Annotated in this window: 7 protein-coding genes; all 7 read left to right on the forward strand. The window is 72.9% G+C overall.

The genetic code is table 11. The annotated features are described in order from the left end of the window. Positions 1-290 precede the first annotated feature (290 nt). The 7 genes from FGD68_RS06565 (at position 291) to FGD68_RS06595 (ending at position 13,811) form a co-directional block, all read left to right on the forward strand. Positions 291-5,675, forward strand: a complete 5,385-nt coding sequence (locus FGD68_RS06565; RefSeq protein WP_237609929.1) for a sortase — start codon at positions 291-293, stop codon at positions 5,673-5,675. A 164-nt stretch (positions 5,676-5,839) separates the two neighbouring features. Then, positions 5,840-6,793 (forward strand): DUF5819 family protein, encoded by a 954-nt coding sequence (locus FGD68_RS06570; RefSeq protein ID WP_119372489.1) that lies wholly within the window; start codon positions 5,840-5,842, stop codon positions 6,791-6,793. Further along, entirely contained in the window at positions 6,790-8,133 is a 1,344-nt protein-coding gene (locus tag FGD68_RS06575; RefSeq protein ID WP_119372488.1) for an HTTM domain-containing protein, read from the forward strand. Before FGD68_RS06570 ends, FGD68_RS06575 begins: the two co-directional genes overlap by 4 nt. Positions 8,134-8,180: 47 nt before the next feature. Next, positions 8,181-10,685 (forward strand): DNA polymerase III subunit gamma and tau, encoded by a 2,505-nt coding sequence (locus FGD68_RS06580; RefSeq protein WP_237609930.1) that lies wholly within the window; start codon positions 8,181-8,183, stop codon positions 10,683-10,685. A gap of 6 nt (positions 10,686-10,691) precedes the next feature. Beyond that, positions 10,692-11,291 carry a recombination mediator RecR gene (gene recR / locus FGD68_RS06585; RefSeq protein WP_012297640.1) on the forward strand — a complete coding sequence of 200 codons (600 nt, stop codon included), beginning with the start codon at positions 10,692-10,694 and terminating at the stop codon, positions 11,289-11,291. Between the two features lie 97 nt (positions 11,292-11,388). Beyond that, positions 11,389-12,654, forward strand: coding sequence for an aspartate kinase (locus FGD68_RS06590; protein WP_012037587.1), 1,266 nt, complete (start codon positions 11,389-11,391; stop codon positions 12,652-12,654). 62 nt (positions 12,655-12,716) lie between these two features. Continuing rightward, the gene (locus FGD68_RS06595; protein ID WP_119373246.1) at positions 12,717-13,811 is read left to right on the forward strand and encodes an aspartate-semialdehyde dehydrogenase; all 1,095 of its coding nucleotides are present in this window, start codon (positions 12,717-12,719) and stop codon (positions 13,809-13,811) included. Positions 13,812-13,849: the final 38 nt, after the last annotated feature.

Here is a 13,849-nt window from a genome sequence, read left to right on the forward strand (position 1 = left end):
GCCCTCCGCTCTCCCCGCACGCTCCGCGAGGCCCGCGATCCACTCGGATCGCGGGCCTCGCGTCGTCGTGCCCTGGTCCGCGCGGTCAGTAGGGCTACTGGGATGCCTACTGAAGCGAGTGCGTGCTCTGCGCACGGGCAGACCAGTGCCCCGCAGTGTTGTCCGCTCCGCGACCGGATGAAAGCCTCATAAGACCGTGGGAGTGGTGGGGGCCGCCCCGTGGTGACGCACGGCCGCGTCCACGAGCGCGGCCGGCCATGCAATCGAGGGGAACGCAGATGGCACTACACATGCCCAGCCGCAGAAGCAGGCTGGCGACCGCGACGGCCTTCGGGCTCGCCGCGGCGATCGTCGCATTCGGGGGCACCGCGCCCGCGAACGCCGAACCGGGGGACACGGCGGAAGCTGAGGGCCGATTCCTGACCCTGACGAACGTCCCGCAGGTGATCGCCCTCGATGGCGCGTACACCTCCTACGGACCCGGCGACACCGCCGCGCAGGTGGAGGACGCGCCCCTGGACGTGGACGTCCTGAACGGGCTCGCGAACGCGCAGCTCTCCGCTGGCGTCACCCTCGGCTCCCTCCTCGACCTGGACCAGGCCGCATCGGCCGGCGTGCTCCAGCAATACGCGTCCGCGGGACCGGCCGGCGCCACGGGCGCGGCAGGAGCCGTCTCGGACAGCGGCGCCATCACGGTCGGCGCCGGCGGCGGCGGACAGCAGACGGTCATCGACCTCGGCTCCACCATCGCCTCGATCGGTGCGCAGAACACCCTCTCCGACCTCTCGCTGCGCTTCGGCGCCATCTCCTCCACCGTCACCTCGACGGGCACGGGGACGCCCGCCTCGGACTACGACATCGCGTCGGCCGAGGCCGTGCTCACGAGCCCGCTCGTCGCGCAGATCAGCTCGCGGCTCACCACGGCCGTGAACGGGATCGCGCCCGGCATCGCCGGATCGGTCGACGTCTCGGCCGCCACGGGGCCGCTCCTCGAGGGCATCCTCGGGGAGAACCTCGTCACGAGCGTCCTGCGGGTCGGCACCCCCACCGTCGTCGCCACGGCGAACGTCAACACGGCAGCCGTGGTGAACGCCGCGCTCGCGCAGCCCCTCACCAACGCCGACGGGACGGTCTCGATCGACGTCTCGGCCGGCACGATCACGGTCGACCTCGACCGGATCCAGGCGCTCAACGACCGCCCGGCCGGCACCTCGGTCCTGTCATCGGAGCTGCTCGCGGGCGTCGTCGACTCCGCGATCACGAACATCTTCACGGAGGTGCTGCCGAACCGCCTGGTGACCGCGCTCCGCACCTCCACCACGGTGAACGTCGCGGTCACCGCGCCGCTCACGACGGGGCTGCTCAATGCCAACGCCGGCACGCTCGGCGTGGACGTCAACCTGTCGCTCGACCGCCTCCTCGGCGGCACGACGGGCACGGCGCCCACGATCAGCCTCGCCCGGACCAACCTGATCGGTCTCACGGTCAACCTGACGACCCTCGCGCCGCTGTTCGACGACCTCGTGACCGGGCTCCTCGGCTCCAACGCCGACACCGACCTGCTGCCGGCCATCGGCACCGCGCTGACCGGCGTCAGCACGGGGGTCATCACCGCGCTCGCCCCGGCCTTCCCGGTCGTCGACCAGGTGGTGCGCCTCACGGTCAACGAGCAGGCGCCGGACGCCTTCATCGACGAGGACGGCGTCGACGCCGGATCCTCGTCGGTGACCGCCCTCCGCGTGCGGCTGCTCGGGAACGGCGGGCCGACCGTCGACCTGGCCCGCTCGACCGTGCGTGCCGTGCCGGCCCCCGTCGCCGACGACGTGACCATCACGACCCCGACGCCGAACCAGGTGATCGAGCTGCCCGCCGGGCAGACGACCGTCGTGGTGCCCGTCACCGGCACCGCCGACCCGGATGCCGAGGTCACGCTGACCGTCGGCGGCCAGACGGTCGGCCCGCAGCCGGTCGGCCCCGGGAACGCCTACACGCTCACGCCCCCCGCCCTCCCGGCGGGCACGTACACGGCCACGGTCACCCAGACGATCGACGGCCAGGCCGCGGGCTCGGCGACGGTGACCTTCACCGTCGCCCCGGCCGCCACCGGCATCACGATCACGACGCCCACCGCTGGCCAGGTCTTCCTGACCACCGCGACGGACCCGACTGTCGACGTGCCCGTCGAGGGCGCAGCGGACGTCCGCGCCTCCGTGACCGTCTCGATCCCCGGCCAGACCGCGCAGACCGAGCTGGTCGGCACGGACGGCCGCTACGACGTGGTCTTCGCCGACCTCCCGGTCGGCACGTACACGGCGACGGCCACCCAGTCGATCGACGGCGTGGTCCGCGGAACCGAGACGGTCACCTTCACGGTGGGCGCCCCGGCAGTGGGGATCGCGATCGACTCGCCCACCGACGACCAGGAGATCCCGAGCAGCGGGACCGGGCCGAACCCGACCGCTGACGTCCCCGTGACCGGATCCGCGGACCCCCGCGCCTCCGTGACGGTGACGATCCCCGGACGGACGTCCCAGACGGACACGACGGTCACGAACGGCCGCTTCGACGTCCTGTTCCCGAACCTGCCCGTGGGCACCTACACGGCCACGGCGACGCAGACGATCGGCGGAGTCGCGGTGGGGACGGACATGGTGACCTTCGTGGTCGGCGCGCCCGCCGAGGACGTGGTCATCGACACGCCGACCAACGGACAGACGTTCACGATCCCCGCGGGCGGCACCACGACCGACGTGATCGTGAACGGCAGCGCGGATCCCCGTGCCACGGTGGTCATCTCCCTCCCGGGACGCGACGACGTCACGCAGGTCGTCGGGGACGACGGCCGCTTCGAGACGACGTTCACCGGCCTGACGGCCGCGTCGTACGACGTGACCGTCACGCAGTCCATCGGCGGCGCGCCCGCCGGCTCGGACACCGCCTCCTTCACCGTCCAGATCGCAGGGATCGAGCAGGTCGTCATCGAGACGCCCGAGCCCGGCGACTTCATCCCGCTGGCCGCCGGCACCACGACGGTCGTCGTCCCGGTGACGGGAACGGCCGACCCGGCCGCGACCGTCACGCTGACCGTCGGCGGCACCACGACGGGCCCCGTGGAGGTGGACGACGACGGTGGCTTCACGCTGACGCCGCCTGCCCTCCCGGCGGGCACCTACACGGCCACCGTCACCCAGACCATCGGCGGGCAGCCGGTGGGATCCGACACCGTGACCTTCACCATCGGCGCTCCGGTGACCATCACGGCGCCGACCGCCGGCCAGGAGTACACGCTGCCCACCGGCGCGACCGGGGTCGACGTGACCGTCTCCGGCCGGGCCGACCCGATCGGGACCGTCACGGTCACGATCACCGGGCGTACGCCCATCGAGGTCGAGGTGGGCGACGACGGCACCTACGAGGCCACCTTCACGGGCGTCCCCGTCGGCTCCTACACCGCCACCGCCACCCAGACGATCGGCGGCGCAGCGGCAGGATCCGCCGACCCTGTGACCTTCACCGTCACCGCCGGCGCTGCTGACGGCGGCACCGACGCAACCGCTGCCGTGGATGTCGACGGCGGCGCGGACGCGGCTGGTGCGGATGCGGCTGGGACGGACGCGGCTGGAACGGATGCGGCTGGGACTGACGCGGCTGGTACGGACGCGGCTGGTACGGACGCGGCTGGTACGGACGCGGCTGGCACTGACGCGGCTGGCACTGACGCGGCTGGTACGGACGCTGCTGGGACAGACGCTGCCGGAACGGATGCGGCTGGAGCGGACGCTGCCGGAACCGACGCGGCTGGAACGGATGCCGCCGGAACTGACGCTGCTGGGACCGACGCTGCCGGGACCGACGCTGCCGGGACTGACGCTGCTGGGACGGACGCTGCCGGGACTGACGCTGCCGGTACGGACGCTGCTGGGACGGACGCGGCTGGGACGGACGCGGCTGGTACGGACGCTGCTGGTACGGACGCTGCCGGAACCGACGCTGCCGGAACCGACGCTGCTGGAACGGACGCTGCCGGTACGGACGCTGCCGGAACCGACGCTGCCGGAACCGACGCTGCTGGGACGGACGCGGCTGGTACGGACGCTGCTGGGACGGACGCTGCCGGAACCGACGCGGCCGGAACCGACGCTGCTGGAACGGACGCTGCCGGTACGGACGCGGCTGGTACGGACGCTGCCGGAACCGACGCTGCCGGGACTGACGCGGCTGGTACGGATGCGGCCGGAACGGACGCTGCCGGAACCGACGCTGCCGGGACTGACGCGGCTGGTACGGATGCGGCTGGTACGGACGCTGCCGGAACCGACGCTGCCGGAACCGACGCTGCTGGAACTGACGCTGCCGGGACTGACGCTGCCGGAACCGACGCTGCTGGAACTGACGCGGCTGGTACGGATGCGGCTGGTACGGATGCTGCCGGTGCGGACGCGGCTGGTACGGACGCTGCCGGGACTGACGCGGCTGGTACGGACGCTGCCGGGACTGACGCGGCTGGTACGGACGCTGCCGGGACTGACGCGGCTGGTACGGACGCTGCCGGTACGGACGCTGCCGGAACCGACGCTGCCGGAACCGACGCTGCTGGAACTGACGCTGCCGGGACTGACGCTGCCGGAACCGACGCTGCCGGAACTGACGCGGCTGGTACGGATGCGGCTGGTACGGATGCGGCTGGTACGGATGCTGCCGGGACTGACGCGGCTGGTACGGACGCTGCTGGTACGGACGCTGCTGGTACGGACGCTGCTGGTACGGACGCTGCTGGTACGGACGCTGCTGGTACGGACGCTGCTGGTACGGACGCTGCTGGTACGGACGCTGCTGGTACGGACGCGGCTGGTACGGACGCGGCTGGTACGGATGCTGCCGGGACTGACGCGGCCGGGACGGACGCTGCTGGAACTGACGCGGCTGGTACGGACGCTGCCGGAACGGACGCTGCCGGGACTGACGCTTCGGATGCTGCTGGAACGGATGCGACGGATGCTGCTGGGGCTGACGCTTCGGACGCTGCCGGTACGGATGCGATGGATGCTGCTGGGGCTGACGCTTCGGACGCGGCCGGTACGGATGCGACGGATGCTGCTGGGGCTGACGCTTCGGACGCTGCCGGTACGGATGCGACGGATGCTGCTGGGGCTGACGCCTCCGACGCGGCCGGCGCCGATGCCAGCGACGCCAGCGATGGATCCACGGACGGCTCGGACGCTCCCACCCGGGCGACCGTCTCCCTTCCGGTGATCGTCCGCGGGACGGGCGTCGTCCAGGAGGTGACCGCCGAGAACTTCACTCCTGGCGAGACGATCCTGGCGACGGTCAACTCCACGCCGATGCCGCTGGAGCCGAAGATCGCGGACGCGGACGGGCGGGCGACCTTCACCTTCCCGGTCGGTGCCGACTTCGAGCTCGGAGCGCACTCGGTCACGGTGACGGGTACGGAATCCGGCCCGGCCGACGAGATGCTCACGCAGTTCCAGGTGGTCGCCGCGACGGTCCCGGCCGGCCAGCCGGGCCCGGTGCTCGGCGGAGGCGGTTACGGCGGCGGGATCCTCCCGGTGACGGGCGGCGACGCCGACGGGCTGCTGCTGCTCGGCGGGATCGCGCTCCTGATGATGCTGACCGGCGCCGGTGCCCTGCACCGCAGCCGCAGCCGTCGGGTGTGATGCTCCGGCACTGAACACGGAAGGGGCGGGCGTCCCGGCAGATCCTGCCGGGACGTCCGCCCCGCTCCACTCGATCAGCTCGAGCGCGTGACCTGCACGACCCGCACGACCTGCACGACCGGCACGACCCGAGACCCACCCGACGCACGAAGGGGACGGCGCAGATGACCGACACGAAGCACGAGCACGACGCGGAGGCGGATCTCGAGGAGGCCACCGCCTCCCCGCAGCAGCCGGATCCCGAGGATCCCGCGGACCCCGCGGATCCCGCGGATCCCGCGGACGAGCATCCCGACGACCACGAGACCGGCGCCCCGGGCGACGCGCCGTCGTCCCCCACGGGCACGACGCGCCCGTCCACGCCCCCCGGCCTCACCCGCGGCGCGCGCATCGGGACGGCCGTCGCCGCCGCCGCCATCGCGATCTACGTCGCCACCTCGATCCTCATGGTGGTGCCGCAGGGCGACGCCACCCGCGCGCTCACGGCCGCCGCGCGCCCCTACTTCAGCCAGCAGTGGAACGTGTTCGCCCCCTCCATCCAGAAGACCAACCGCCACCTCGAGATGCAGGCGCAGTGGCGGGACGCGTCCGGGACCCTGGTCAAGAGCGACTGGGCCGACATCACCGGCGTCGAGTACGCCGCGGGGGAGGGGACGCTGCAAGGATCCCGCACGGTGAAGCAGAGCGCCAACCTGCTCAAGACGTACACCGAGCGGTTCCAGACCCTCACGCCGGAGCAGAAGGCCATCGTGCAGGACACCTTCATCCGCCGCGCGGACACCGACTCGGGCTTCGCCGCGAAGTCGGACACGTCCCTCATCGAGCAGCTCACCGCGCTGGACGAGGGCAGCCAGGGCCGCGTGATCCGGCTGCTCCGAGCGGACTACGTGATGAAGGAGTTCACGACCTACTGGGCGACCGCCTGGTTCGGCCGCGACATCGAGCGCGTGCGCTGGCGGGTCGTGACCGACAGGCCCAACGACTTCGCGCACCGGGACGACGCCACGCAGCAGTTCAGCCAGAACGTGCTCCCGTTCGGATGGCGGGAGGCGGACGACATCATCGATCCGCAGGCGCTCAGCGTCTACCAGGGAGTCATGGAGAGGTACGGACGATGAGCGCGGATCAGCACGAGCCCGACCGGTCGACGGCCGAGAGCACCCCGGCGGGGCGCGCGAGCACGACCGCCTCCGCGAAGAAGCCGGCGAAGGCGACCACCGCGACGACGTCCACGAAGCCGAAGGCGCCGGCCGCGGGATCCTGGACCGGTCGCCACCATCCCCGCAACGCGTCGTCACGACCCCGCGGTGCCGTCGCGCGCCGGGCGTCCGGCGTCCGCGCCGCCCGCCTCCGGCAGATGCTCCAGGACCGCGAGCTCCTGACCGCGCTCCGCGACCCGCGAGGCTGGCCGCGCGGCATCGCGACGTGGATGACGGAGCGCGAGCACGCGACGTACAGCTTCGCGGCCTTCCGCATCACGATCGGCGCCGTGATCCTCATGGTGCTCGTGACGTGCTTCAGCGACCGCCACTACCTCTGGGGCGTCGGCGCCCGCTTCATCGACCCGGAGTCCACGCGCCGCGGGTGGCTGCCCCTGTTCACGGGCCTGTTCTCCAAGACCGACGCGACGCTCTTCGACCTGGCCTACCTGCTCCTCGTGGTGCTGGCCGCCCTCTTCACGCTCGGCTGGCGCACGCGCATCGTGACGCCGTTCCTCCTGGTCTTCTGGGTCGGCCTGTCCACGAACAGCACGCTGCTCACGAACGGGGGCGACACCGTCCTGCGGCTCGTGCTGTTCTTCGCGCTCTTCGCCGACCTCTCGCGGCACTTCTCCATGGACGCCGCACGGCGTAGGCGGGCGGCGGTCACGCCGGCTGTCGGGACCGCGGGCCGGGCTCCGGTCGGCCTCGTGCAGGTCGCCCGTGCGCAGATCGACCGCATCCCGCGGCTGGTCCCCGTGCTCCTGCACAACACCGCGCTGGTGCTCTGCGCCTACCAGATCATGCTCGTCTACGTGAACTCGGCCCTCCTCAAGCTGCAGGGCGCGGAGTGGCGCGACGGGACCGCGACCTACTACTCGCTCATCCTCGACGGCTACCGCCCCTGGCCGTGGCTGAACGACCTCCTCGTGCAGTCGAGCCTCGGCATCGTGGTCGCGAGCTTCGTCGCCGTGACCTTCCAGGGCCTCTTCCCGCTCCTCATCCTGTGGCGTCCGACGCGGATCGTCGCGCTCGTCGCCATCACCGGCATGCACCTGATGATCGGGCTCCTGCTCGGACTCTGGCCGTTCTCGCTCGCGATGATCGCGCTCGACTTCCTCTTCATCCGGGACGCGACCTGGCGCGAGGGGCGGGCGCTGATCGGGCGCTGGAGCGAGGACAGGCCGGACCGGATCCGGGCGGCGCACGCGCGTCGCTCCTCCCCAGCACCGGCAGCGGAGGTGCCGGCCGAGGCGTGACGCCGCGGGCGGCCGGACGGTCGGGGGTGCCCGGTATCCTCGGGACCGTGGTCACCGCCCTGTATCGCCGTTACCGGCCAGAGAACTTCGCCGAGCTCATCGGCCAGACGCAGGTGACGGATCCGCTGCGCACCGCCCTCCGCACCAACCGCGTCAACCACGCGTACCTGTTCAGCGGCCCGCGCGGATGCGGCAAGACCACGTCGGCCCGCATCCTCGCGCGCTGCCTCAACTGCGCCGAGGGCCCCACCGACACCCCGTGCGGCGTCTGCCCCAGCTGCGTCGAGCTCAGCCGGGACGGCAGCGGATCCCTCGACGTGGTCGAGATCGACGCCGCGAGCCACAACGGCGTCGACGACGCGCGCGACATCCGCGAGCGCGCGGTGTTCGCCCCGGCGCGCGACCGCTACAAGATCTTCATCCTCGACGAGGCGCACATGGTCACGCCGCAGGGCTTCAACGCGCTGCTGAAGATCGTGGAGGAGCCGCCGGAGCACGTGAAGTTCATCTTCGCCACCACCGAGCCCGACAAGGTCATCGGCACCATCCGCTCCCGCACGCACCACTACCCGTTCCGGCTCGTGCCGCCCTCGCAGATGCTCGACTACGTGGAGCACCTGTCCCGCGAGGAGAGCGTGCAGGTGGCGCCCGGCGTGCTGCCGCTCGTGGTCCGTGCCGGCGGCGGATCGGTGCGCGACACCCTCTCCCTGCTCGACCAGCTCATCGCCGGGTCGGAGGACGAGAGCGTGGAGTACGAGCGCGCCGTCGCCCTCCTCGGCTACACGCACGCGGCGCTGCTCGACGAGGTCATCGACGCGGTCGCCCGGCACGACGCGGCCGCGGCGTTCGCAGGGGTGGACCGGGTCATCCAGACCGGCCAGGATCCGCGCCGCTTCGTGGAGGACCTGCTCGAGCGGCTGCGCGACCTCATCATCGTGGGCGCCACATCCGCCGAGGGCGCCGCCGCCGTGCTGCGCGGCACCCCGGAGGACGAGCTCGAGCGCATGCGCGCGCAGGCCGTCGCCTTCGGCGCCGTCGAGCTGTCGCGCGCCGCCGACGTGGTCAACGCCGCCCTCACCGAGATGACCGGCGCGACCTCGCCGCGCCTCCACCTCGAGCTCCTGGTCGCGCGCGTGCTCGTGCCCGCGAGCGACGACACGCACCGCGGCGCCCTCGCGCGGGTCGAGCGCCTCGAGCGCCGGGTCGGCGTGGCCGACGCGGGGGCGGATCCGGCGCCCGCCGCGGTCGCGCCCGTCACGACGCCCGCTGCCGCGCCCGCAGCGGCTCCCGCGCCTGTCGCCACGCCTGCTCCCGTCGCCACGCCTGCTCCCGTCGCCACGCCCGCACCGGTCGCGGCTGCGGATCCGGCCCCCAAGACGAAGCCCACGGAGACCGGCACGTCGGCATCGGCCGCATCCGCTCCCGAGGAGCCCTCCACGTCCTCGTCCGGCACGAGCGCGCCGTCGGCGGAGGTGCCGCCGGCGACCGCATCCGCCGCATCCGCCGCATCCGCCGCGCCCGTCGGCCCCGTCACCTTCGAGCAGCTGCGCGACTCCTGGCCGTCGGTCGTCGAGGCGGTCGAGAAGGCCAAGCGCAGCGCCTGGCTCGTCGCCGTCACGGCTACGCCGCGCGCCCTCGCGGGCGACGTGCTCACGCTGTCCTTCGTCAGCGCGAACGACGCGGAGAGGTTCAAGGAGCGCGGCGCTCCCGGCCAGGGCGTCAGCGACATCCTGCGCACCGCCATCCTCGACGTGCTCGGCATCCGCGTGAAGTTCATCGCCCGCGTCGAGCCGCACGGGGGCACCGGGGCTCCCACCGGCACGCCCGCTCCCACCGGCGGCGGATCCGCGTCGACCGCGCCCGAGGCCTCCCGACCGGCGGCGTCCCCCGGCACGTCGAACGGCACGCGATCGAAGGGCGGGAGCGCCACCGCGACGTCCGCTCCGACCAGCCCGTCGGCGTCGACCGCGGCGTCGTCACCCGCGGTGACGGCCCCAGCGGCGAAGGCACCGCCCGCGAAGACCACCCCCGCAGGCGGCGGCTGGGCCACCGTGGCCATCCCCACCTCCGATCCCGGCGTATCAGAGGCCCGGTCCGTCCGGCCGCCCGCCTCCCGCCCCGAGCTGTCCGCTCCCGCGGCCCCCGCGGTCCCGCCGACGGCACCGGCCGCCGCACCGCGAGCCGCGGCCCCGAGCGCGCCCGCCCGCGGATCGTCGGTCGTGCCCGACGCGCACGTCCCCGACTTCGAGGAGCCCGAGCCCGACGAGTTCGGCCCCGCCGAGCCCGGCTGGGCCACCGGCGGTGCCTCTCCGGACTCGGCCCCGCCCGTGGCCCGATCCGTCCCCGCGCAGCAGCAGCCCGCCGCCGCCGCCGTCTCCGGATCCGCTCCACGGCCGGACACGCCCGCCGCCGCCCCGGCCGCGTCTGCGTCCGCGGCGCCCCAGCGCTACGGCGAGTCGGTCGTCCGCGAGCTCCTCCAGGCGACCTTCATCGAGGAGAAGCCCGTCGAGCGCAAGGCCCGCCCCACCATCCGCCCCACAGGTCAGGACTAGCGCCGCATGTACGAGGGAATCGTCCAGGAGCTCATCGACGAGCTCGGCCGTCTGCCGGGCATCGGCCCGAAGTCCGCCCAGCGCATCGCGTTCCACATCCTGCAGACCGAGACGTTCGACGTCTCGCGCCTGGCCGAGGTGCTCACGGTGGTCCGCGACAAGGTGCGCTTCTGCGCCATCTGCGGCAACGTCAGCGAGGAGGAGACCTGCGGCATCTGCCGGGATCCCCGCCGCAGCCCCGCCACCATCTGCGTGGTCGAGGAGGCGAAGGACGTCGTCGCCATCGAGCGCACGCGCGAGTTCCGCGGGCTCTACCATGTGCTGGGCGGGGCCATCAGCCCCATCGACGGCATCGGGCCGGACGACCTCCGCATCCGACAGCTCATGCAGCGCCTCGCCGACGCCACGGTCACCGAGGTCATCATCGCCACGGATCCGAACCTGGAGGGCGAGGCGACCGCCACCTACCTCTCGCGGCTGCTCTCCACCTTCGACATCCGCGTCACGCGCCTCGCCTCGGGCCTCCCCGTCGGCGGCGACCTCGAGTACGCCGACGAGGTCACCCTCGGCCGGGCCTTCGAGGGCCGGCGCCTCGTGGGGGAGTGACCGGAGCGCACCGCGTCACGCGGCGGATCCTCCGATGCCGCGCCCATATGATCGTGAACCGGGCCGCCCGCGCCCACCCGAACCCCAGGAGTCGCCCGTGAGCCTCATCGTGCAGAAGTTCGGCGGATCGTCGGTGGCCGATGCCGAGAGCATCAAGCGCGTCGCGAAGCGCATCGTCGCCACCCGCAAGGCCGGCAACGACGTGGTCGTCGCCGTCTCCGCCATGGGCGACTCCACGGACGAGCTGCTCGACCTGGCCCACGAGGTCACGCCCATCCCCGCGCCGCGCGAGCTCGACATGCTCCTCACCGCGGGCGAGCGCATCTCCATGGCACTGCTCGCCATGGCCATCAAGAGCATGGGCTACGACGCGCGCTCGTTCACCGGCAGCCAGGCAGGCATGATCACCGACGCCCAGCACGGCGCCGCCCGCATCGTCGACGTCACGCCCGGCCGCGTCCGCGACGCGCTCGGCGAGGGCGCCATCGCCATCGTCGCGGGCTTCCAGGGCTTCAACCGCGGCACCGGCGACATCACCACGCTCGGACGCGGCGGATCCGACACCACGGCGGTCGCGCTCGCCGCGGCCCTCGGCGCCGACGTCTGCGAGATCTACACCGACGTCGACGGCATCTTCACGGCCGACCCGCGCGTCGTGCCCCTCGCCCGCAAGATCGACCGGATCACGAGCGAGGAGATGCTGGAGCTCGCGGCGTCCGGCGCGAAGGTCCTCTACATCCGCGCCGTCGAGTACGCCCGACGGCACGGCGTCCTGCTGCACGTCCGCTCCTCGTTCACGCACAACGAGGGCACCATCGTCTACAACCCCACGGATGGAGAGAATGTGGAAGAGCCCGTCATCGTCGGCGTCGCCGCCGACCTCAGCGAGGCCAAGGTCACGGTGGTCGGCGTCCCCGACGTGCCGGGCAAGGCCGCGCAGATCTTCACCATCGTCGCCAAGACCGGCGCCAACATCGACATGATCGTGCAGAACGTGTCGGCCGCCGCCACGAGCCTCACCGACATCTCGTTCACGCTCCCGAAGTCGGACGCGCAGCGCGTCCTCACGGTCCTCGCCGCCGAGAAGGACGAGGTCGGCTTCACCGGCCTCCAGCACGACGACCAGATCGGCAAGCTCGCGCTCGTCGGGGCCGGCATGCGCACGAACGCGGGCGTCTCGGCGCAGCTCTTCACGGCGCTGTCCGACGCGGGCATCAACATCGAGATGATCTCCACCAGCGAGATCCGCATCTCGGTCGTCACCCGCGCCGACACCATCGACGAGGCCGTCCGCGTCGTCCACCACGCGTTCGGGCTCGACGCGGACGACGTCGCCGTCGTCCACGCCGGCACCGGCCGCTGACCCGCACACGCCCGACCCGCACGCCCGACCCGCACGCCCGCGCACCGCAGGAGGAGACACCCGTGACCGACACCGCATCCGCCGGATCCGCCGCCCCCGCCCCGGAGACCCCCGGCCTCCGCGTCGGCGTCGTCGGCGCCACCGGCCAGGTCGGCGCCGTCATGCGCCGCCTCCTCGAGGAGCGCGCGTTCCCGATCGCGGAGATCCGCTTCTTCGCCTCGGCGCGTTCCGCCGGCACGACGCTGCCGTTCGCCGGACGCGACGTCGTCGTGGAGGACGCGGCCACCGCCGATCCCACGGGCCTCGACATCGCGCTCTTCTCCGCGGGCGCCACGACGTCGCGCGCGCAGGCGCCCCGCTTCGCCGAGGCGGGCGTGCTCGTCATCGACAACTCCAGCGCCTGGCGCATGGACCCCGAGGTGCCGCTCGTCGTCTCCGAGGTCAACCCCGAGGCCATCGGCGACGCCCGCCGCGGCATCATCGCGAACCCGAACTGCACCACCATGGCCGCGATGCCGGTGCTCAAGGTCCTGCACGAGGAGGCCGGCCTCACCCGCCTCGTGGTCAGCACGTACCAGGCCGTCTCCGGATCCGGCCTCGTCGGCGCCGAGGAGCTCGCGGGCCAGGCCGAGGCCGCCGTCGCCGCGGGCCCGGAGGCGCTCCGCCGCCTCGTCCACGACGGCCGCGCGGTCGAGCTCCCCGAGCCCGCCGTGTACCAGCGCCCCATCGCCTTCGACGTGATCCCGCTCGCCGGCAGCATCGTCGACGACGGCCTCTTCGAGACCGACGAGGAGAAGAAGCTCCGCAACGAGAGCCGCAAGATCCTGGGGCTGCCCGACCTCCTCGTCAGCGGCACGTGCGTGCGCGTCCCCGTCTTCACCGGCCACTCGCTCTCGGTCAACGCCGAGTTCGCGTCGCCGCTGAGCGTGGCCCGCGCCGTCGAGCTGCTGTCGACCGCGCCCGGCGTCGAGCTGTCGGACATCCCCACGCCTCTCCAGGCCGCCGGCACCGACCCCAGCTACGTGGGCCGGATCCGCGCCGACGAGGGCGCGCCGGAGGGCCGTGGCCTCGCCCTCTTCATCAGCAACGACAACCTCCGGAAGGGCGCCGCGCTCAACGCCGTGCAGATCGCCGAGGTCGTCGCGGCAGGGCGCTGATCCCTGCCCGGCCGGCGCGCGTGAGGGTTCCCGTACCA

It is taken from the genome of Clavibacter californiensis (genome assembly GCF_021952865.1).
In the GTDB taxonomy this organism is placed as follows: domain Bacteria; phylum Actinomycetota; class Actinomycetes; order Actinomycetales; family Microbacteriaceae; genus Clavibacter; species Clavibacter californiensis.

Coding starts and splice junctions, on each gene's coding strand:
- FGD68_RS06565 (WP_237609929.1), top strand. CDS start 291: ATGCCCAGCCGCAGAAGCAGGCTGGCGACCGCGACGGCCTTCGGGCTC.
- FGD68_RS06570 (WP_119372489.1), top strand. CDS start 5,840: ATGACCGACACGAAGCACGAGCACGACGCGGAGGCGGATCTCGAGGAG.
- FGD68_RS06575 (WP_119372488.1), top strand. CDS start 6,790: ATGAGCGCGGATCAGCACGAGCCCGACCGGTCGACGGCCGAGAGCACC.
- recR (WP_012297640.1), top strand. CDS start 10,692: ATGTACGAGGGAATCGTCCAGGAGCTCATCGACGAGCTCGGCCGTCTG.